The 22509-nt window shown below is 37.3% G+C and carries 17 protein-coding genes and 1 pseudogene; 4 read left to right on the top strand and 14 right to left on the bottom strand.

Features of this window, described 5'->3' with window-relative positions:
• Position 1 precedes the first annotated feature (1 nt).
• Both BWI92_RS04675 and BWI92_RS04670 read right to left on the bottom strand, forming a co-directional pair.
• Positions 2-733: a polyprenol monophosphomannose synthase gene (locus BWI92_RS04675; RefSeq protein ID WP_095160964.1), complete on the bottom strand. Its 732-nt coding sequence runs from the start codon at positions 731-733 to the stop codon at positions 2-4.
• Positions 734-923: 190 nt separating this feature from the next.
• Positions 924-1301, bottom strand: a complete 378-nt coding sequence (locus BWI92_RS04670) for a DUF4296 domain-containing protein (protein WP_141234688.1) — start codon at positions 1299-1301, stop codon at positions 924-926.
• Positions 1302-1471: 170 nt separating this feature from the next.
• Here BWI92_RS04670 and BWI92_RS04665 point away from each other — a divergent pair, with 170 nt between their 5' ends.
• Genes BWI92_RS04665 through BWI92_RS04655 form a run of 3 tightly spaced genes read left to right on the top strand, consistent with a single transcriptional unit; the run spans position 1472 to position 4331 of the window.
• Positions 1472-2344 carry a DUF58 domain-containing protein gene (locus BWI92_RS04665; protein WP_095160962.1) on the top strand — a complete coding sequence of 291 codons (873 nt, stop codon included), beginning with the start codon at positions 1472-1474 and terminating at the stop codon, positions 2342-2344.
• An 11-nt stretch (positions 2345-2355) separates the two neighbouring features.
• The gene (locus BWI92_RS04660; RefSeq protein WP_095160961.1) at positions 2356-3285 is read left to right on the top strand and encodes a hypothetical protein; all 930 of its coding nucleotides are present in this window, start codon (positions 2356-2358) and stop codon (positions 3283-3285) included.
• 53 nt (positions 3286-3338) lie between these two features.
• Positions 3339-4331, top strand: a complete 993-nt coding sequence (locus tag BWI92_RS04655; protein ID WP_095160960.1) for a VWA domain-containing protein — start codon at positions 3339-3341, stop codon at positions 4329-4331.
• Between the two features lie 10 nt (positions 4332-4341).
• Here BWI92_RS04655 and BWI92_RS04650 read toward each other — a convergent pair whose 3' ends face one another.
• Entirely contained in the window at positions 4342-7296 is a 2955-nt protein-coding gene (locus BWI92_RS04650; protein ID WP_095160959.1) for a DEAD/DEAH box helicase, read from the bottom strand.
• Positions 7297-7774: 478 nt separating this feature from the next.
• A complete protein-coding gene (locus tag BWI92_RS04645; RefSeq protein WP_095160958.1) occupies positions 7775-8986 on the bottom strand; it encodes a lipopolysaccharide assembly protein LapB in 1212 nt (403 codons plus the stop codon).
• A 289-nt stretch (positions 8987-9275) separates the two neighbouring features.
• Between BWI92_RS04645 and hpt the strand changes: the two genes are divergently transcribed.
• Entirely contained in the window at positions 9276-9818 is a 543-nt protein-coding gene (gene hpt, locus BWI92_RS04640) for a hypoxanthine phosphoribosyltransferase (RefSeq protein ID WP_205690847.1), read from the top strand.
• 165 nt (positions 9819-9983) lie between these two features.
• Here hpt and serS read toward each other — a convergent pair whose 3' ends face one another.
• The 10 genes and pseudogenes from serS to BWI92_RS04590 form a co-directional block, all read right to left on the bottom strand.
• Positions 9984-11255 carry a serine--tRNA ligase gene (gene serS / locus BWI92_RS04635; protein ID WP_095160957.1) on the bottom strand — a complete coding sequence of 424 codons (1272 nt, stop codon included), beginning with the start codon at positions 11253-11255 and terminating at the stop codon, positions 9984-9986.
• Positions 11256-11463: 208 nt separating this feature from the next.
• Positions 11464-12821 (bottom strand): annotated as a pseudogene (locus tag BWI92_RS04630) (aspartate kinase).
• An 89-nt stretch (positions 12822-12910) separates the two neighbouring features.
• Positions 12911-13387 carry a 6,7-dimethyl-8-ribityllumazine synthase gene (gene ribH / locus BWI92_RS04625; RefSeq protein ID WP_095160956.1) on the bottom strand — a complete coding sequence of 159 codons (477 nt, stop codon included), beginning with the start codon at positions 13385-13387 and terminating at the stop codon, positions 12911-12913.
• 91 nt (positions 13388-13478) lie between these two features.
• Positions 13479-14168 (bottom strand): tetratricopeptide repeat protein, encoded by a 690-nt coding sequence (locus BWI92_RS04620; RefSeq protein WP_095160955.1) that lies wholly within the window; start codon positions 14166-14168, stop codon positions 13479-13481.
• A gap of 320 nt (positions 14169-14488) precedes the next feature.
• Positions 14489-15784 (bottom strand): murein hydrolase activator EnvC, encoded by a 1296-nt coding sequence (locus BWI92_RS04615; protein WP_176464353.1) that lies wholly within the window; start codon positions 15782-15784, stop codon positions 14489-14491.
• 347 nt (positions 15785-16131) lie between these two features.
• The gene (locus tag BWI92_RS04610; RefSeq protein WP_095160953.1) at positions 16132-17001 is read right to left on the bottom strand and encodes a DUF4292 domain-containing protein; all 870 of its coding nucleotides are present in this window, start codon (positions 16999-17001) and stop codon (positions 16132-16134) included.
• 57 nt (positions 17002-17058) lie between these two features.
• Positions 17059-18792: a tetratricopeptide repeat protein gene (locus BWI92_RS04605; protein WP_176464352.1), complete on the bottom strand. Its 1734-nt coding sequence runs from the start codon at positions 18790-18792 to the stop codon at positions 17059-17061.
• Between the two features lie 295 nt (positions 18793-19087).
• Entirely contained in the window at positions 19088-19720 is a 633-nt protein-coding gene (locus tag BWI92_RS04600) for an acetyltransferase (RefSeq protein WP_095160951.1), read from the bottom strand.
• Positions 19721-19759: 39 nt separating this feature from the next.
• Positions 19760-20980, bottom strand: a complete 1221-nt coding sequence (locus BWI92_RS04595; RefSeq protein WP_229362691.1) for a M14 family zinc carboxypeptidase — start codon at positions 20978-20980, stop codon at positions 19760-19762.
• A gap of 125 nt (positions 20981-21105) precedes the next feature.
• Complete coding sequence (locus BWI92_RS04590; RefSeq protein WP_095160949.1) at positions 21106-22377, bottom strand: voltage-gated chloride channel family protein; 1272 nt, start codon at positions 22375-22377, stop codon at positions 21106-21108.
• Between the last annotated feature and the right edge of the window lie 132 nt (positions 22378-22509).

The raw sequence follows: 22509 nt of genomic DNA, 5'->3' as shown, positions 1-22509 counted from the left end.
ACTAGCGTTTGTATGATTTGAATAAACTCAACCATTTCATCTGTAAAACACCAAAAATCGCCTCCTTAAAGATGTTAGCTGACATTTTTGATTCTCCTTTGGTACGGTCGGTAAAGATAATTGGAACTTCTTCGATTTTGAAGCCATATTTCCAAGTAGTAAACTTCATTTCTACCTGAAAGGCATACCCCACAAAACGAATTTTATCAAGATTGATAGTTTTTAAAACGGTATCACGATAGCATTTGAATCCTGCTGTAACATCCATGATGGGCATTTGGGTAATGAAACGTACATAATATCCTGCAAAATAAGACATCAAAACACGTCCCATCGGCCAGTTTACGACATTGACACCTTTGATATAACGAGAACCAATCGCCAAATCTGCTCCTCCCGTTGCGCATGCATCGTACAAGCGTACTAAATCATCTGGATTATGTGAAAAATCGGCATCCATTTCAAAAATATATTCAAAACCACGAGCCAAAGCATATTTGAACCCATGAATATAGGCGGTTCCTAGTCCTAACTTACCTTTTCGTTCTTGCAAATGAAGTCTTTCACCATATTGCACCTGTAATTCTTTTACCTTGAGTGCAGTCCCATCAGGAGAACCATCATCCACAATTAACAAATCAAACCTTGGTTCTAGACTCATTACTTTGTGAATAATAGCTTCAATATTTTCAATTTCGTTGTACGTTGGGATAATAACGATACGGTTGTTCATTGATAAAACGATTTTTATGGCTCTTTCTCAAATCTCTAGAGCGCTAAGTTTTTGTATTAGTAGAATAGATTTAACGCTAAAATAAGTCCAAATGTATTGTTTCTATTTAATGTTACTAAAACTTATTTTAAGTACTTTCTAAAAAGTGTTCGAAAATCTTGGGCATTGACACCAGCTTACAATACCATTTTTAGATTGGCTTTTTGACAGTATCAGGCTTTGATGTACGCTGTTTCTTTAGATAACGTTCATTTTTAGCTTCTAAATCTTTCACAACTTTTTCATACATAGCTTTAAATTGCTCTGGTCGAGCTACATAATATTTAAAGCTTGCACGGTAAATAGCCGTATCAATACTGTATTTCTTAAAAATTTCTTTTTCTAGTACCTGATAGACAACCAACGCCGAATCAGCGCTGCCCATGTGTAAATTATTCACTTGGTTTTCAGCGATATGTACCTCTTCCAAAAGGGTTATCATCTTGTCTTCTGGAATCAAATTATCGGGTTTATCGGATGCACTACATGCCGATAAAAGCCCTATTAGTAGAAGAATTCTTGCTCTCACATTTCAAAATTACAGGGATTTTAGGTAGTTTTAAAGCAATTCTTGGATAATTAGGAATTATTAACACTTTTATCTACAAGTACTTGGTTCACTTTATAAAAGTGTGAACTCCTTTCAGCATTTCGAGTTATTTCACTTAATCAGAAATAATTTCATCTACTCAGAAGGCTATGAACCCACAGGCTTTTTTAGCGAAATTACATAAATTTGAAATTCGTATTCGCAAAGCGGTTACTTCCCAAATGCGAGGTAACTTCAACTCTGTGTTTAAAGGTTCTGGACTAGAATTCAGCGACTTACGTTTATATCAATATGGCGACGACGTTCGCCTCATCGACTGGAATACCACCGCTAAAGGGCACGGAACTTTTGTCAAAATCTTCAAAGAAGAAAAAGAACAAACCGTTTTCTTTATGGTCGACGTGAGCGCTTCGCAAGATGTAGGGCGTTCTGATCGTTCAAAATTAGATACCGCCAAGGAAATTTGTGGCGTTCTTACACTATCTGCCATCAAAGAAGCTAGTCATGTAGGATTGCTGTGTTTTTCGGACCAAAAAGAAAAGTACATCAAACCTGCCAACACGCTCAAACATGGCTACAGAACGATTTTGGAGCTATTCAAGCTCAAACCTGAGTCTGCTGGAACCAACCTCAAGAAAATGATTTTGTTTGGGTTGGAAGTTCTCAAGCGCCGTAGTCTTATTTTTATCGTATCAGACTTTATTGATACTGGCTACGAAGAAAACCTTAAGGCACTTGCTCGAAAACATGATTTGGTGGTAATTCATTTGTATGATCAGCGTGAAACTAATTTACCGAGATTAGGCATTATTCCTGTTTTTGATACTGAAAGCAGAAAAACCATATGGGTCAATGCATCCTCTAGCTGGTTTAGAAATCGGATGAAAAACCTTTTTGAAGATAACTCCAAAACACTAGAACAACTTTGTAAGCAAAATAAAGCCAATTATTTATCTATTGATGCCTCGGAAGACTATGTAAATAAGCTCATCAAGTTATTTAAAGTGAGAAAAAATAAGTAGGCAAAATTGTTATGAAGCTATTATCCTCTCCAAATATCTATCGTTATGCCAAGCAATTTGGTATGATATGGGCTTTGTTTTTAGCTCATACATCAGCTTGGACGCAGGTAAAAGGTAAATTTATAGAGGATAGTATTGGCATTGGTATTCCTGTCAAATATGTTTTAAGCTTTAAGCATCCAGAAAAATTTGATGTTTTCTTTCCTGATTCTACCTACAACTTTGCGCCATTCGAGCTAGTCAAGAGAGAATATACTCCAACTGTTACTCAAAAAGGCATTAGTCTCGACAGTGTAATTTATACCTTGATTTCTTTTGAAGTAAAACCTGTTCAAAAACTTCAATTACCTGTTTATATCCGCACTACTAGCGACTGTACCAAGGTAATGCCACTGGAAGATTCGGTTTACTTTCAATCCATGATTCCAACCAAAGCCCAAATAGATACCTTACGCCTCAAAATGGATACTCAGCCGATTCATTTGACGCAACAAGCCAATTACCCTTTAACAATTATGGTTTTTATGGGCTTGGGAGCATTTGGTATGATTATTTTTTGGTTGTTTGGGAAACCCATCAAACGGCAAATTAAGCTTTTCCAATTTCGCAGAAGATTCGACGAGTACCAGCGTGTTTTTCAGCGACTTAGCAAGGACACCAATGAACTCAATCGAAGGTTAGAAAACGTAGAAAAAGCACTAGTACTTTGGAAAAAATACATCGAACGTCTCGAAGAAAAGCCCTTTACCACATTTACGACCAAGGAAATTCTTGATAATATCAAAGATGCTCGTTTGCCAGAAGCTCTTCGAGAAATTGACGCAACAATTTATGGAGGTAACTTTTCCAAAAAAACAGTTTCATCATTAGCCATTTTACAAGAACTAGCCGAAGGTCTTTACCGCGAGCATCGCCAAGACCTTATCGATAGTCCAGTTTAATGTTGGCTTGATTTCTTTCAATTCGACATTCATTTCTCAGCAATTAGTAGCACATGGAGGCTTGGTATTCAAAATATTGGTTTAGTATTCAAACCCTTTCATCCTTTGAATGGGCACAACCGTTTTATCTGTATTGTATCCCTGCCATACCTTTTTTGTTTATAATTCGTAACTGGATTGTTGGCAACAATGTCCAAAAACTCAACGTAGCATTCCCTGCACAGCAATTTCGCTCTAGCTGGATAAGTGCCTTACGGTTTGTGCCTGGGTTATTACTTGTTTTGAGTATTATGTTAATTTTAGTAGCCCTAGCTCGTCCTCAAAGGGCTATTTCTACGCAGGAAGAAGTTTCGGAAGGTATCGACATCATGTTGGCATTGGATATTTCTGCTTCCATGGAGGCTACTGATATTCCTCCTAGTAGATTGGTGGTTGCCAAAAAAGTTGCCAAAAAGTTTATCGAAGGGCGTTTTCAGGACCGAATTGGGATGGTCATTTTTGCAGGAGAGCCTTTTTCGCTCTGCCCACTGACCAATGATTACGATATGCTCAAAGATTATATCGATGAAATTCATCCTTCATTGATTGCCACCTCTGGCACCGCACTAGGCAATGCCTTAGGGATGTGTATCAACCGAATGCGCGAAATTACCTCCAAATCAAAAGTGATTATTTTGCTTTCGGATGGCGACAACACTTCGGGCAATCTCGACCCTGCACTTTCGGCACAAATGGCACGTGCATTTGGCATGAAGCTATACACCATTGCTGTAGGATCTAATAAAATTAATACTGAAAAAGTAGATGAAAGTGCTCTCAGGAATATTGCTTCGATTGGTAATGGTAAATTTTTCCGAGCGACCGATGCGCGTTCTTTGGAGAATATTTTTAAAGAAATCAATCGTTTAGAAAAAGTAGAAATCAAGCAGAATCGATATAAGAATCTACGTGATTTCTACCATAATTATCTTCGTTGGGCAATTATGTTATTATTGCTCTCTTTTGCGTGTAAAAACACTTTTATGGGTAATATTTTGGAAGATTAAGGCCCTAATCTTATTCCAACAACGCTATTACATCATCTTTACTTAACGATTTCACAAAGTGTTCCTCAGTCGTAATAAGCTCCGAAGCGAGTTTTTGTTTATTTTGTTGTAATGACAAAATCTTTTCTTCCACTGAGTTTTTGGTAATAAACTTATAAGTAAATACCGTTTTTACTTGCCCAATACGGTGAGCCCTATCTACCGCTTGCGCTTCAATAGCTGGGTTCCACCAAGGGTCCAAAATAAACACATAATCTGCCGCAGTAAGGTTGAGCCCCAAACCGCCCGCTTTTAAAGAAATCAAGAAGATTTTTACGTCATCATTTTCTTGAAACAATTGTACCTGAGCTTGACGATCATAGGTACTTCCATCCAAATACGCATAGCGCCGTTTTTCGTTGTCTAGTCGCTCTCTAAACAAATCCAAGTGTTTTACAAATTGACTAAATATTAACACTTTGTGTCCTTCCTCTAAGACTGTTTCGAGTTTTTCTAATACATCATCTAATTTGCCCGAATCGCCATCGTACTCATGATCGATGAGACGTGGGTGATTGGCTATTTGACGAAGTTTGGTCAAACCTTGCAAAACTACCATTTGTGATTTTGCCATTCCTTCGGTATCTATATGCTCCAAGATAAGATTACGATAATAGGATTTTGCCTCTTCGTATTCTTTTTCCTGTAATTCTGTCATTTTTGCATAATGGATACTTTCGATTTTGGGTGGTAGTTCGGTAGCCACTTGCGATTTATGCCTTCTTAGCATAAAGGGTTTGATAATCGAATAAAGGCGCTGTATCTTGAGTTCATCGCTTTTCTTTTCAATTGGAATTTGAAATTCATTTTTGAAAAAATGTTGTGTACCCAACAATCCAGGGTTTACAAAGGTCATTTGTGACCACAAATCCATGGTACTATTTTCGAGTGGTGTACCAGTCAACACCAACCTGTGTCGAGTATTCAACTGCATGACAGCTTTGGTAATAAACGATGAAGGGTTTTTGATAGACTGAGATTCATCTAAAATAGCATAATGAAAACGATAATTTTTGAGTATATCTATATCAATCCGTACGATGCCATACGAAGTTAAAATCACGTCATAATTGTCAAATTGCTCAATATTTTTATCGCGATATGTTCCTGTATAGGTCAAAACTTTGAGTTCTGGGGCAAATTTGCGTGCTTCTGCCTCCCAGTTATAAATCAGAGAAGTAGGCATGACTAACAACGATGGACTGGCGACACCACTTTCTTTTTGAGATTGTAAAAGTGCTAAAGTTTGAACGGTTTTCCCCAAACCCATATCATCCGCCAAGCAACCACCAAAGTTGTAATCATTTAAAAAACGCATCCAATCATAACCCGCTTTTTGGTAGGGGCGAAGATTTCCTGCAAAACCCTTTGGAACTGAATATTCTTGAATTTCTTCAAAATCACGTAGCTTTTGCAGTTTTCGACTCATGATTGTTGTCGCCAGCGAATCACGTTCCATATCTTGCACCAAAGACAAATGATGCTTTTTCAGGATAAAACCATCATTGTGATGATGCTCAACAAATGCAAATAGCTCTGAATATTGCGTAAACCAAACTTCAGGAATGACCGCAATTTCGCCATTGGGTAAAGCAAATTCTTTCTTTCGCTGAAGAATCAAATTACGGAGTTTTAAGAATGGTATTTCAAAATCTCCAAATTTTACCAAAGTATGAATATCAAACCAGTCGTTGCCTTCAGTGATAGTAACTTCGATTTTAGAATAACCCAAAAAGTATTTCTTTCCGTCGGATTCTACCTGTTGAGAGATTTCAAAACCCGCTTCGATTAGCTGTGGATAACTCGCTTGTAACCAAGAAAAAGCCTCAGTTTTGGGTAAAAGTATTTTGCCATTCTTGAGGCTCATGTCCAAATTTTGTAACACTTTTAGCTTCTCTTTCTCGAGGGGCAAATCTCTTTTTACTTTATGGAAAATATAATCATCACCCTTTTTTTCCATACTTACATTGGACGATGCCGAGAAACTATCGAATCGAAAGGTATATTTTCCGTACTGAAAAGCTAGACTCAAAACAACTTGTGTTTCGCCAGTATCTTCTTCTGTCGCACTTGAATCGCTATCCACAAGCACCAGTTGACTTTTCGTTTTTTGTTCTGAAATACTCAACACAGGCACACAACGATAGTTTTCGGAATGAATCTCAAATCCTTTTGCATATACATCAAACATCGTAATGATTGATGTTACGAATTTTCGATAGTAATCCTCTTCAATACTTTTCGGAATAACAATGAACTTTTTGTTGAGAAAAGGACGTAGCTTTTTGCCATCCACGTCTTTTTCAAAATGGTATAATCTGTTTTCCAAAATCATCCACGCAGGCTCTTCGCAAACGATAAAGGCATTTTTGTACTGAAAATCTACTTTCTGTCCTGCATATTTAATCGTTGGAAAATAGTGTGTATTGTCCACATTGCGCATAAAATGAAATAAAACTGTTGCCTTTTCTGGCAGTACTTCCACTTTTTGCCACACAGGATTACCATCACTTCCCATAATGAAAAGCTGCTTATTGAGCAACAAAGGCATGATTTCGGCTTTGACACGCTCATTATAATCGGTAATTAACTCTTGAAGTGCTTTATCTCCTTTTTGGACGTCATACGTTTTTAGGAAAAAATCTACAATAGTCCGCTTTTTGGTTCCTCCAAATTTTTTGAAGATAGCATCCTGCTGAATCGAGTCGATAAGTTTGACCAACTTAAAGTCATTTTCATCAGGCTGATATTCGGTAAGACCTTCGCAAAATTCACGGATATTTTTAGTAGATATATTTTGATTCAGTAAAGTAAGTTCGCCTTTGGCGTCCAATTGTACTACAAAAGCCTCAAATAAATATCCAAGATACTCATGACTCAGTATCGTATAGATAATTTGAAAAGGCTGTGTTGTAGAAACTTTCATACGATTTACAAGTTGTTTAAGTCCTTGAGGACTCTCAAAGACATCTGTTAATGTTATAAACTTTAAGCTGATTGGCTCTCAGTAAGGAAGACGAAACCTATCAAACTCATTTTAGTAGATTCGGAGGCGAATAGCTACAATCAATCTTTAAACTTTGGGCAGTTGATGAAAATTTTGGCTATTAGGTTTGTTGGTATTTCAAATGACTATTGACAGCCATGTAATTCTTTTATTAACATTTAGAAAGCTTTCAAAAGCAGTGTATTAAACTCAAAATGATTAAATTCTGAATTTGTCTGAATAGTAAATATAAATAAAATCAATTAAATAGCACGATTTATAGCACTAATTTGAGTTTATGGAAATATTTTTTTGTATTCTAAAAAATCAGTCACCATTGCCACAAAAAACAAATTCCTGTAAAAGAAATTCTTTTACAGGAATTTGGGTACTCACCTTCTTAAGTTATACGCAATGTTTATCTACTCTTACGACGTAATTTTTTGGTTTCTGACAACAACTTTTTAGCTTCGTCATGCTGGCTAGATTTACGTTCGGAATCGTCCAATACTTCCTTGAAATAATCAATCGCCTTGTCATAATCTTTTTCCATAGAAGCAATTTTACCTAAAGTCAGTTTCGACGAAAGATAATACCCAGATTTTGTAGAATTGGTTAAAGTAGCAAAATCGATGGTTTTTTGGTAATATTTCTTTGCTTCCGCATAATCACGGTTATAATTGAAGGCATAATAGCCTAAAATATAGCTTGCATAGCGTCCGCTTACACCTTCATAGCCAGGGTAGTGCTCCTCGATTTTTTGTAAAATACCTTTTGCTTCTTTTTCGGCCTCCGTCACGCGTCCTGCTACAAATGCCGACCGAGCATGAAAACGGTGAAAAAATGGATTATCGGGATAGGTCTCATGCGTGTATTTCGACAACTCATAAGCCTTTTCATTCATATTTTCCATGCCATAAATCTGAAGTAAGAAGTAACGCGCTTCAGTACGAGTATAAAAGGCATTATAGCTTACTTTTTCTAGCTGACCAATACCTTTTGGCTTATCGCCTTTTGGAAATAACCAAAGTACAGGGCGAAGCAAAGGGTAATTATCTTTGACATATTGGAAGTAATAATTATACAAACCATCGCCAAACATCAATTCTGGGCTAAAGTCAGAGAAGCTCCTTGATTTATCTAGATATTTTAAGGCATTTTTGGCCGCCAAAGTTGCCTTTGTCCAATGTTTACGCTCTGAATGCAAACGACCTTTAAAAGCATACGCTGCTGCCATAAAGAAGGCAGCTTCGGGGTTTTCGGTATCATCCCAAATCACTTCTGCTTTTCTGATACTTTCGTCCATATATTCCAAACACTTTTCGTCGTAAATTACGTTGTCGGTGTTAGGCACAATTTTCCACCATTCCATCAAGCCCAACAAAAAATCAGGTAGGGGATGATTAGGGTGTTTGATTTTCAAATAATTAAATTCTCTTTCTGCTTCGTAAAATTTAAAATTATACATGTGATTGATGGCCGTGGTAGCCTCAATCTGCACCTCTGTAGTCAGCAAAAGCATTCCTTTCGAACGCTCTTGTTCGGCTTTTTCGGTATCTTTCCACCATTGAGCTTGGCTCGTATTGATGACCAATAATACACTACACAAAAAAGCAATTAGGGACTTCATCGTATTCACTTGGCTTGGTTGATTGAGTTGGTTTATTTTTCGGATTCAAAATTATCACTCTTTTGAAGATATATCGTCCTGTTATTCACAATAAGTCGGTGAATATTAGAATTAACCTTCCTTAGGCATACAACAATCAGTGGGAGGCTTGCAAGCTACTCAAGTAGTTAACGTAAATCTTATTTGAAATATTAAAAACTAATTAAAAAATTTCTTCAAAATCTTGAATATTGCCTGATAGACAGTAATTTCACTTTTTGATTTATTCTATTATAACGAGACCAATCTGATGAAACCAATCATCCAACTTCACGACAAGCAGTTCGAAATTTTTATTAAGCAAGAAATCATTGAGGATAAAATACGCCAAATGGCACAAGAAATCAGCAAAGATTATGAAGGCAAATGTCCGATTTTCTTAGCGATTTTGAATGGCTCTTTTTTATTTGCTGCCGAACTCATGAAGTCCGTATCTATTGATTGTGAAATCACCTTCTTGCGTGTTTCATCTTATCACTCGACCACTTCGACAGGAAAAATAACAGAAGTATTAGGCTTAAAAGAGGATATCACCGACCGAGATGTCATTATCCTTGAAGATATTATTGATACGGGCCTTACAATGGCCAAAATTCAGGAACAATTATTAGGTAAAAACCCAAAATCTCTAAAAGTTGCTTCGCTATTCCAAAAACCAGAAGCCCTCAAAACTCCGATTGACATAGCATATTTAGGTTTTGAACTTGAAAATCGTTTTGTATTAGGTTACGGACTAGACTACGATGGTTTAGGAAGAAATTTACCAGATTTGTACGTTTTACATGAAGCCTAATAAGCTTATCAGGTAATTTTCCACAGATATTTAGTGGGTTGTGAATTGTGAATTAGTGATTTTATAAAATTTGTGTTTTAGCATGAGAGACACAAATTATTAGTCTCTATGTGTAAAATTCAAATAAAAATATTCACAATTCACTAATTCACAATTCACCATTACCTACGCAATCATTTCAAATCCACAGTATGGTACCAATGCTTTTGGAATACGAATACCTTCTGGTGTTTGGTTATTTTCGAGAATAGCTGCCAAGATACGTGGTAAAGCCAATGCCGAACCATTAAGCGTATGCAACAACTGAGACTTTCCTTCAGTTTTCATACGAAGTTTCAAACGGTTAGCTTGATATGTTTCGAAGTTTGATACAGAACTTACTTCTAACCAACGTTTTTGTGCTCCAGAAAATACTTCCATATCGTAAGTCAATGCAGAAGTAAAACTCATATCGCCACCACAAAGACGAAGCACACGGTATGGCAATTCTAACTTTTGTAACAAACCTTGTACGTGCAATGACATTTCTTCCAAAGCCGCATAAGAATTTTCAGGCTTTTCGATACGTACGATTTCTACTTTATCAAATTGGTGCAAACGGTTTAGTCCACGCACATGAGCACCCCAAGAACCCGCCTCACGACGGAAACATGGTGTATAACCTGCGTTTTTAACAGGCAATTCTCCTTCCTGCAAAATCACATCACGATATAAGTTGGTAATAGGTACCTCAGCCGTTGGAATCAAATACAAATCATCTACAGTTGCATGATACATTTGTCCATCTTTATCAGGTAATTGACCCGTACCAAAGCCAGAATCCTTGTTAATCAAGATAGGAGGTTGTACTTCGGCATAACCCGCAGCAATAGCTTCGTCCAAGAAAAAGTTAATCAACGCACGTTGGATACGAGCACCTTTTCCTTTATACACTGGAAAACCAGCCCCTGTGATTTTATTTCCTAATTCAAAGTCAATAATATCGTATTTCTTAATCAAGTCCCAGTGAGCCAAAGCATCTTCAGCAAGTGTTGGGATAGAGCCATTTTCGAGAATTACCTCATTTTCTTCTGGAGTTTTACCCTCTGGAACACTGCTATGTGGCAAGTTTGGCAAAGTTACCTGTACCTCATAAAGCTCAGATTCGATAGATTTTAACGTCTCATCCAACTCTTTAGAGCGAGCTTTCAAGGTAGAAGTTTCAGCTTTAGCAGCTTCAGCTTCCTCTTTTTTTCCAGCTTTCATCAAACCACCAATCTCTTTAGCCAAAGCATTTGACTTAGCAAGAGTGGAGTCTAGCTCATTTTGGGTTTCGCGACGCTTATCATCCAACGCGATGATTTGTTCAACGGCTTCTTCAGCATTTTTAAAATGCTTCTTTTTCAAGCCAGCAATAGTGGCTTCTTTGTTTTCCTTGATTTGTTGAATTTGTAACATGGATTCTATTTATCTATCGAGCTTTGCCATCAATCGCTCTATATCGTGTTTAATTTTTTGAGCCTCAGCAAGGTATTATTATCTATTCAGTAAAGTTAAATCTACAAGGGTAATTGCTGATTTACTAAGTTCTTTTGCAAAGATAAAAAAAATAGCCGTGCGTAAGCTTCTGACGACACGGCTATTAGTATTTATTGCTTTTTATCACTTAGGGCGCTGAGAAAATGCTTTTCATGGCATCTTCATATAAAAAACAACGCTCGTTTAGTGCATTTAGCGCTTCTGCCTTGTGCTTGCCGTGAATCAACAAGGAGATATTGTGCTCGGAAGCACCGTAGGATATCATACGAATTGGGATGTTTTTCATGGCATCCAATACTTTCAAGGCAATACCTTCTTTGTCGGCCGAGAAATTACCTACGATACAAACGATAGTTTGATCGTTGTCGCATTCTTCTAGGTCAGCAAATTGTCTTAATTCTGCCATGATTTCTTCCAAGTGTTCATCGTTGTCGATTGTTACCGATACCGATACCTCAGAAGTAGTAATCATATCCACTGGAGTTTTGTATTTCTCGAATACTTCAAATACTCTACGCAAGAAACCGTAAGCATTCAACATACGAGTAGAGTGGATATAAATAGCCGTAAGGTTATCTTTCGCTGCGATAGCTTTTATTTCACGGTCCGAAGTTTTGTCCGCAATCAAAGTACCGTAAGCTGAAGGTTCCATCGTATTTTTCAAACGAACAGGAACACCTTTCAACTTGGCAGGAGTAATTGTACTTGGGTGCAAAATTTTGGCACCAAAATAGGCTAATTCAGCTGCTTCTTCGAATGTCAACTCACGAATTGGGAATGTTTTTTCACAATACGAGGGTCGTTGTTGTGCATACCGTCGATATCTGTCCAGATTTGAACTTCATCAGCTACGATAGCGCCACCAATCAATGAAGCGGTATAATCAGAACCTCCACGCTTAAGGTTATCTACTTCGCCACGTGGGTTACGGCAGATAAATCCTTGTGTGATAAAGACTTGTTTATCCTCTAATTGCGAAAGGATAGAGCTCAATTTTTCTTCTGTAAACTTCAATACAGGCTCATTGTCTGCATCGATTAACATAAAATCTAATGCTGGCAACAATACTGCGTTAACACCTTCTTCACGCAAGTATGCTTCGAACATTTGAGTTGAAAGCAATTCACCTTCAGCAACGATTTCTTTTTCTTGCTTTACGCTAAAAGGTTTGATGCTTACCAACGAGCGAATGAATGAAAACTCTTTATCAATGATTGCTTTACCTTCTGCGTATCCAGCAGGAGTTTTGTAAAGTTCTTTGATAAATGTTTCATAATGTGCGTACAACTCTTCGATTTTTTGAGTTGCCTCTGCATCATTATTCGCCTTTAATGATTCTCCAATCGAAATCAAGGCGTTTGTTGTTCCCGAAAGAGCTGACAATACCACGATTTTACGTGTGCTATCTTCGGTAATCAAATTTCTAATCGAGTGCATTCGCTCGGGCTTCCCAACGGAAGTTCCCCCAAATTTCCAAACTTGCATTGTTATTGTGAATTATTGATTTTCTGGTTATTATATGCTTGAGATTGTCGTGGTAATGGGTAAAACCTTTTCCCATTTATTTTTTACTCTTAAAACTTCAACATTTTAACTGCTGTAATAGCAGCTTCGTCACCTTTGTTACCATGAATACCACCCGCACGATCAAGGGCTTGTTGCTCGGTATTTGGCGTTAGTACACCAAATACAACAGGCTTATCGTATTTTAAGCTCACATTGGTTAATCCTTGAGCAACGGCATGGTTGATATAATCATTGTGTTTCGTTTCGCCTTGAATTACACAACCGATACAAATAACAGCATCGATATCCTCACGTTGTGCCATTTTTTGTGCTCCATAACTTAGTTCATAACTTCCTGGTACTGTAACACGTAAGATATTTTCTTCTTGTGCACCATAAGTTAAAAGCGTTTTGTGAGCGCCATCTGCCAATGCATTGGTAACTTCTTCGTTCCATTCTGCTACAACGATAGCAAATCTTTTTTCTATAATATCTGGTAAATTATCTGTCGAAAATATACTGAGATTTTTGTGGGCCGATGACATTTTAGGATTGTTTTGTAAAAGTTATAACAAAAAAGGGACAAGAACTTAAGCTCTTATCCCTTCTGATGTAATCAATATTTTGATTTATTTCTTATTCAGAGACAGAGCCTTCTAACACCGCCTTGTATTTCTTGGCGTTGATATATTCAGCTGACTCTGCGTACTTCTCTACGATTTCGTTGTAAACATCCAAAGCTTCCTTGTTTTGCTTGTTTGCCTCGTAAGCAGCAGCCAACTTCATCAAATATGATGGAGTAAAGAATTTGTTTGCTTTGTATTCAGAAGCTTTTTTGTAATAATCGATAGCATCGCCGAAAGATTTTTTCTCAGCGTAAGCATCACCAATTAAAGAATATGCACGAGCTTGAACCAATAAATCTGAACTACTGAATGACTTTAAGTGGTCGATAGCAGCATCATATTTACCTTCTTTCAACTCTGCAACACCTGCATAAAAATTAGACAAGTTACCAGCATTTCCGCCGAACTCATTTGCTAATTTAGAAAACTCTTGTGCTGCTACTTTGTTTGAATCAGCTTCAAATTTGTAAACAGCATTAAACATTTTTGCTTGAGCTGCTTCATCTTGAGTTGAAACATAATATTTATAACCGAAATAGCCAATCACTGCTACGATAATCGCACCAGCAACACCAGAAATTAAACCTTTATTTTTTTCTACGGTTTGTTGCACTTTTTCGATGTCGTGTCCTAATTCTTGCTTCAATCCTTCTGGACTCTCCAAAAATTCAAGGTTTTTGTGTTCTTCTTTTTTTGCCATTGGGGTTTTATAATTATTCGTTTAGGGTTGTTTACCAAACTTGATGAAATGTATTAATAAACAACTTTCTATGTAATTTTGTATTTAGCTGATAGATGAACCTTTTCCTCATCAAAGTACTTCTTTTATCTATCAATTTGACCTTTGTAGGCTAGGAAAAATTTGGACTGCAAAATTATGAATTCTATTGGAATTTTAAAGGTTTTTCTGTAATCTTTTGGGGCATAGATCAAAAACTGCTTTTTTTTCGCCTTTTCAAGCCCTTTTTTTTCATAAAATCCGTTAAAACTCCTTCTTTATGAATGCCTTATAAAACAGCTTTAGCGATTTCTTAGCCAAGATTCAGGATTCTGTTTGGCATTGTTTTTCCAAACCTGAAATTTGATTTCTGAGGTACCATCGCCATCAGTTGCTACTTGTCCTATTTTTTGACTTGACGATACACTTTGTCCTTCGCGCACAGTAACATTCGATAATTTGCCATAAACCGTAAAGTAATCGCCGTGCTGAATAGCTACAATGGTATTCACACCTTGAATATTTACTACTGAACGTACAATTCCGTCATAAACAGCATATACAGAGTTTCCTGAGTTAGTTTGAATATCAACTCCGTCGTTGTTAAGTTTAACACCTCTCAAAACAGGGTGATTATGTACTCCAAAACGATCAGAAATAAAGCCACTCTGCACTGGCCATGGCATTCGGCCCTTTAACTGAGAGAAAGAGGTAGCCACTTTTCGTTCCTCTGGACTTAGCTCGATGGTTTTGGAACTAGCCTTACTTTCAGTATTGGCGCTATGGGTATCTTTTTCTCTATTCTTGATTCGTTGTTGCGAACGCTTTATTTCTCTCTCTACCATCTGAGCAATCATATTCTCCAGCTTTTCGACAGCTCTCTTATTGGCATCAAGTTGTTCTTTTAACTGTTGTTCTTTTTGGCTTAGCTCTGCCACTACGCCAGTTTGCTTTACCTTCAAATCTTCAAGATTTTGCGTTTCTTGAATTTTTTCTTTCAACAAATTGGCCTGTTCTTGCTTTTTCTGAAGAATCTTTAGCTGCTCTAAACGTAGTTCTTCTCTTACACTTTCAATCAAAGTTGCTTGTCGTGTTCTGGATTCAGAATATTGACGAAGATATTTGTATCTCTTGACAAGCTTATTGAATGAGGGAGCCGAAAACAAAAAGCTCAACTGATTATACTTGTTACTTACTTTGGCAGCATTAAAAACCATTTTGGCGTACTCTTGCTTGAGTTTTTCCAAATTGCCAGAAAGCTGACCACTTTCACGAGTTAATTCACTTACTTCCATATCCAAAAGTTCTTGGTTTTCGGTAAGCAAGTTGATTTGTTTACTCTGTTTATTGATACGTTCGCCCAAGGCGTTGAGTTTGCCAACACTAACCTCCTTTTTTTGCTCAGTTTTAGCAATAATTGCATTCAGCTCATTGATTTTACGAATGTTGGCCTGCTTTTCTGCTTCGAGTTTAGCTCGATTGATTTTCTTGCGCTTGGTTTGTTGCGCATAAGTAGGAGTGAGGTATAACCCCAAGAAAACAACAAACAGTCCTGTGAATACTCTCAGGGCTGCCTTCATTCGGTAGATATGTTGCACTTGTGCTATAATGGCTTTAGGTATTTATGGAATTTTGGAAAACTAAATTTACCATGTCCATTTCACACTATCAGAAAGTATATCAGTTAATCGTATATCTGTTATTTGAATAAAAATCTGTTACAGATATGCCTTTATATGAATTTTCCTGTTGATAAAATAAGTAAAAAAGAGCTTGTCAGTAATAAAATAACCTTAACCCTATAATTGCATTTACTTACTTAAGGATTTGATTCAATAGTGTTAGTGATATGGGTAAACTAGGATTATCAGTAATATGTTGAATTCGACAAAAATGCAAGATAAGCTTTAAAGACAATATTGCTTAAAGCTTATCTTATTAAGTTTTAGTTTTTCTTCAAAAGCTTTTCTGGCACTTTGAAAGGGAACTGTAAAGGTTCGTCTAACAGCTCGACTTTGGTATGCTTGATATTGATTACTGTCTGATAAATTTTCTGGTCTTTCTCTGATTTATACTCAACTGTAATCAGATTTGAAAGTGGGAAAATTGTATTATTCAGTGCAGTAAAGTCTGCAAAATCCATTTCGAGTTTGGTATTGGTAACATCTTGCGTTACTAATAGCTTTTTAAGCTTTTTATCCTGACCAATGTAATTATCAATTTGTACTTTGCCTTCTCGTTGTTTGAGCAAAAAGTATTCATTTTCACGAATAACTCTTGATTTATTTTTCTTGAAAGGGCGGTTTCCAACAATCAATGCCTGAAGAATATCAAAGGTCAAATTGAATTTGAATTTCTCTGAAAAATGGTCATATCTATACACATTGTACGAGCCTTCGTACTTGTTGTGAATTTTTACAGAATCCTTGGTAAAAACGGCTGTAGCTATTGACACAGGAAGACCTGGGACAGATACGTTCAACCAAATCACGCTATCCTTTTTAGCACGAATGTCCATATTGACCGTCTGGTTTACATCTGTACTTTTAATACCTACTTTGGCTTTTCCTTTAAGATATTTAAAATCTACTTCGTCAACGCTTACCTTTTCTATTTCAGCATCTTCTGTTTTAGGAGCATTATCCACACTTACTTTCGATGAGTCTGTTGTGGGAGCTACTACAACATTAGAAGTTTCTTTTTTTAAGGAGTCTGTGGTTGTTGAAACAAGTTCAGGAGATTTATTAATTGCTGGTTTTTTACAAGAAGCAATACCCAACATCAATACGACACCTCCAATGATTAGTTTATTCATTTGTCTGTTATCAATAAAGCAATTAAACCTGTGGCTTTAATTTATGCTTGTTGTGAATTATTCTATTAGCTTTTGTTGCGAAATTTTTTGATCGAGATTATGGCTTGTTCCTCCGATTGTTTTTGCCTTTTTCCATTGCTCTACAGCTTTGGAAACTTCACCCAATTGAAAAAGTACATCTCCATAATGTTCAACGATTGTTCCGCTCTTATTTACGTTATTTTCGACAGCTTTTTCTAGATAAATTTTCGCTTTGGCAAAGTCTTTCATTTCGTACAATACCCAAGCGTATGTATCCAAATAGGTTCCATTGTTGGGATGGCGTTCAACTAATCTATTGGCCATTTGTGCAGCCTTTTCGAGTTTTACTTTTCTCAAAGACAAAAAATAGCTATAATTATTAAGCACATGATCGTTGTCTGGATCTTCTTTCAAGGCAGCTTCGTATGCCTCATCCGATTTTTCATGTTTGCCAATACTATTGTAAGTATCGCCTAATTGGGCAAATATATGTTGTGCCAACTCATATCCCTCAGGTGCCAATCGCTTAGCCTCTTCGAGCGCTTCAATCGCTTTTTCGTTGTTACGTTTACGATAATGTGCTGAGCCATTCAAATACCAAAAAATGGACTGATTAGGAAACACTTCGATAGCCTCCTCCGAATGTACGATAGCACTATCTATTTGATTCAAATCAAAGTCTAGCTGAATGATTCGACCCCAAACTTCATTGACAGAGGGGTCTAAGTGAGCAGCCTTTACATATTCGTTACGTGCTTCGGCAACTTCTCCTTTTTGAAACAACAAATCTCCATAAATCGCATGAGATTTGGGATCTTTGGGATTAGCTACAATCAAAGACTTTACTAAGTTGAATGCCATTTGTTTCGACTTTTCATCCTTCATCATCGAAACGTAACTCATAAGAATACGAGCTTTGGCATTAACATCCAAGTTAGGATCTGCAAAAGCCAATTCTAACTCTTTGTTGCACTTATCCATATCGCCTTTCTCTTGGTACAATTGCGCCAACATTACGTGCGCTTGCGCATTGCCAGGATTCATTTTCAGAATCTTTTCGAGATAGGGGATAGCTTGGTCATTTCTTTTGTTGGCAATCAACAACTCGGCTTGGTCTATGATATAATCTATTTCTTCAGGGTCGGAAGCAATTAGTTTTTCTCCTTCCTTGATAGCATCATCTACTTTTCCTACTTTTAATAAAACAGCTTGTTTTTGGCGAGAAAGTTCTTCGCTAATTCCTAATACTTTTTCGGCTCTATCAAATGCCTTCACGGCATCGTCCAAACGATTGTCGAAAATATATAAAGCGCCCTGTTGCAGATAGTATTCTGGATTATTGGGAAACAGATTTACCAATTTTTGATACACAGTTTGTGCTTCAGAAAATTGTTTATTTTTGACATATAAATCTGCTAAAAGCTCATTATAACTGGCATTACTAGGATCTAGCTCTATTGCTTTTTGTATATATCCTATGGCTTTATCCTCAGCCTCCAACTTACGATATACTTTCCCCAAAGCATAAAGAACACCACTATTTTTGGGAGTTATCGACAATGCTTTTTCCAAAGGAGCAATCGCTTTGTCGTAATCTTCCATCATGAAGTACTTCATCCCATCAGTAAAATGCCCCTCTGCCTCCAATTGTTGGGCAGGGGTAATTTCAATCTTTTTGGTAGAGGCATCTTTCTTTTGAGCAAATCCTACCTGATGGCTCATGACAAACACAGCCCCCACAAGGATAGTATTTCTTAATGTAATATGCATATTGTTTGGGTAGTACATTCGGTGGTTCTGTGGTGGCAAATAAAGCACGACAGGGAATCTTTTTCAAAGTTACTAAAATAATTTTCAAGTCCTTGAAATCAAAGCAATTCGCTAAATCATTCGGTATTTTATGGCTTTAGACTTGTTAGCTATTGGCTTCTCTTTTGCTATAAAATTATCTGAGTATAGTTTAGGGCAATAACGTAGAATTACAAATATCTGGTATAAAAACGTTTGGCTTTGAGCAATCGGTTCTCACTTTAGACAACTCCAATACTCAAAGCCAATCATTTATTTATACTTTTTTTGCGGGGTTACCAAATACTGTTTCTTTGGCTTTTACGTCTTCAATTACGACAGAACCAGCGCCAATACGAGCACTTTTACCAATCTTTACGCCACCAACAATAGTTACGCCTGTACCAATAAAAGCGTTGTCTTCGATTACAGCTCCTGCGCCAATGACTGTTCCTGCTCCGATTTGAACAAAATCGCCAACCTTTGCATCAACATCGACCAGTACTCTACTGTGTAAAATATTATGGTTCCCAATTTCAGCTCTTGGGTTGATAATTGCACCTGCTGCAATCAAATTACCATGACCGATTGATGCCGTTGAAGCAATAATAGACTGGTCATGAATGGCATTAACAGGCTGTACTTTGCGCACATCATGAAGCATCTCTACGATGTTTTTGCGTACCTTTGTTTCGTCGATTGCTACAAAAGCTTCACATTTTTTACCAATCAATTTGGTATATCCCTCATCGTCTGGCGACCCTAATACGGTAATATCATCTATTTCGGTATTGTGTAACTTCTCGTTATCGTCCAAAAAAGCATATACTACGACATTGTTTCTCTTAAAAATATCAAGTGCTACTGCGCCCAAGCCGCTTGCACCAATAATAATCACTGGATTTTCCATTTGTTTGATTGAATTAGACTGTCTCTAGACTTTCTGAGCTTATTGAATCACTCCATTTATTATCACATATTTTACTTCGTCATTTTTCAACAAAGTAAAATTGGCTTTCATTCCTAAACTAATTTCTTTTTTTGCTTGTATTGTCAATCCTTTTCCGTCGATTTCCTCTGTTCCGAAAAAGACCGACATATCTCCAATTTCCTCGACGGTGCTTGTATTGACAAAACCATCACCTCCACTAACGGGTTCTTCGCCACGATTGATAGCAATATCTGCGACATAATTTACTTTACCTTTTTGAATAGTTACATTTCTGATAATTAAATCAAAAATTGCCTTTCCATTTACGGGCAAAGCATCGTAAGTCTCGGTAGTTTCGTTGATGTATGACTTTGTAGCAACCGAGTTCAAGGCCGATAAAATCGAGATATAATTTAGCTTACGAATATATTGTTTTTCAGGATCGTTTTTAAACCCTCCAGATTCGATAAGGATAAGCGAAGTTCCCCATTTTTGGATATTATCACCAAAAGCTCTTGGTTCAAAATCTGACGGCCATTTGCCCACACAATTGGGTAAATACTGTTGCAAACCACGATTCATCTGCACAATTACTTGCATAGCCTTTTTGCGAACATCGTTTACTTCTTGAGCCTCGTTGTAAGCCGTTGCCAAAAAGGACATCGTTGCCAAATTGCCCGTCTGACCAGCCGAATACCTACGGTCTTTGTCATGAAGATTAAAACCAAAATCAGGTTTTAAGGTTTTGACTAAATTTTTCAGTAAACGCCCTTCAGGGGTTTGTAAAGCCAAAGCATCACGGTTCATATCTATACCCAAAGCTGTGTATCTCGACCATGCCTCAGCACCGTCAGGATTGAGCATTGGCACAAAATAAAAAGTACATTTTTCGAGTAATGTCCTCTTAAAATCTGAATATGCGGGAGTATCCTTTCCTAAAAAATTGAAAATATCCATCAAGGCCATCGTAGCAGTAGCTTCATTGCCGTGCATCTGCGACCATAAAAGCACTTTGGTTGGGCCATTTCCTACTTTAACTTGATAAATAGCTCGTCCTTCAGTCGATTTTTCTACAATTTGGACATCAAACAACGGATTTGCCTTTAGTTTTTCTAGTAAATTTACCAAAGTAGCATGCCCAAAACGACGTTTGGTAATTGCTTTTTCTTGAAACTGCTCATAAGAATCAAACAGATTTTTCTGTAATTCTTGTGCATTTATCTGGGTAAGTTGTGTCATTAAAATAATTACCAGTATTAAAAAATTTCGCATGAGACGATGGAGGAACAAAAGGGGTTTCATCTAAATTAACCCATTTATTCTCTGAACCAAAACATCTCTGATAAAATCACTTTAGTATTTCTCTAAAAAAACTCATTAATTTCTTTCATGGGGGCCTTATCTCCTCCAACAATCTGAGAAGCATAAATGCCCACATGTCCAGAAAATAAATACGCTGTAATACATGCAATAGCCATAAATACCGCCGATTCGGCGCCAAAAAGTTCGATACCCATGAGTGTACACGCCAATGGCGTATTAGATGCGCCCGAAAATACGCCTACAAAACCCATTGCCGCCAACAAACTCAAAGGTAAAGGAATTATCGTAGAAAGTGTATTTCCTAAAGTTGCCCCTATATAAAACAAAGGCGTTACTTCGCCACCTTTAAATCCCGAACCTAGCGTAAGAGAAGTAAAAAAAGTTTTTCCCAAAAAATCATACCAATTGACGGTCTTTTGAAATGCTTCTACAATTACGGGAACTCCCAGACCGCTATATCGCTCTGCTTTGAAGCCTATCAAAAGAATCGCCACCAGCACACCTCCAATTACAGCACGAAGGGGAGGATAGGATACTTTTTGCTTGAAAAAATTCCCCCAAGCATGTGTCATTTGGGCAAATATCAAACCCATTAGTCCAAAAATCGCTCCTGCCAACATTGCCCATACGAGTGAGGTCGGTATCAAAGGCGTTTGTTCGCTCACTACATAATGTGTATGCCCCACATGCCAAACCGACTGACAAACATAATCTGCTACAATTGCACCCAATAAGCTTGGAAAAATAGCCTCGTAGCGCATTTTACCAATAATGGCTACTTCCAAGGCAAAGACGGTTCCTGCCAAGGGCGTTCCAAATACTGAGGCAAAACCCGCACTGATGCCTACAATGAGTATGATTTTTCTATCAAAATGAGCGACATCTCTTTTAAAACCTAGTTTCTCTATCAGTTTAGAGCCCCACAAATACAAGTTATCCGCCAATGCTCCGCCCATTTGGACAGCGGTACCTTCACGCCCTGCCGACCCTCCAAATAAATGCGTGATAACGGTTGTGACCAATATTAAAGGCATCATGAGCAAAGGAATCGTTTGAGTCGATTTTTGTAATTCCTCTATTAATTGGTTATTCCCTTTGGCAACCGAAGCTCCCCAATAATGATAAAGACCACCTACAACCAAACCAGCCAATGGCAATAGCCAGATAAGCCATGTATGGCTTTCACGATAATGCGTAGCCCAATCTAATGCAACCAGAAAAAAAGCGGATGCACTTCCTACCACAAACCCGACTATAATACATATCAATAGCCACTTGATGACAAACTGAAGTGAAACAAGTTGTAAATTCATATTGCAAAGTTAAGTTGTTGATTTAAAACAGCCAATTTTCCCTAAATCGCCTTATCGCTTTCAAAGATTTAGTATATTTGAATATCTATGCCATTCAACCACCAATCGTAGAAACAAAGCTCGTCTGATTTT

This window comes from Flectobacillus sp. BAB-3569, from assembly GCF_002270355.1.
Classification (GTDB): Bacteria; Bacteroidota; Bacteroidia; order Cytophagales; family Spirosomataceae; genus Flectobacillus; species Flectobacillus roseus.
The sequence above is the reverse complement of the archived record's forward strand: the minus strand, read 5'-3'. Positions and strand labels throughout refer to the sequence as shown.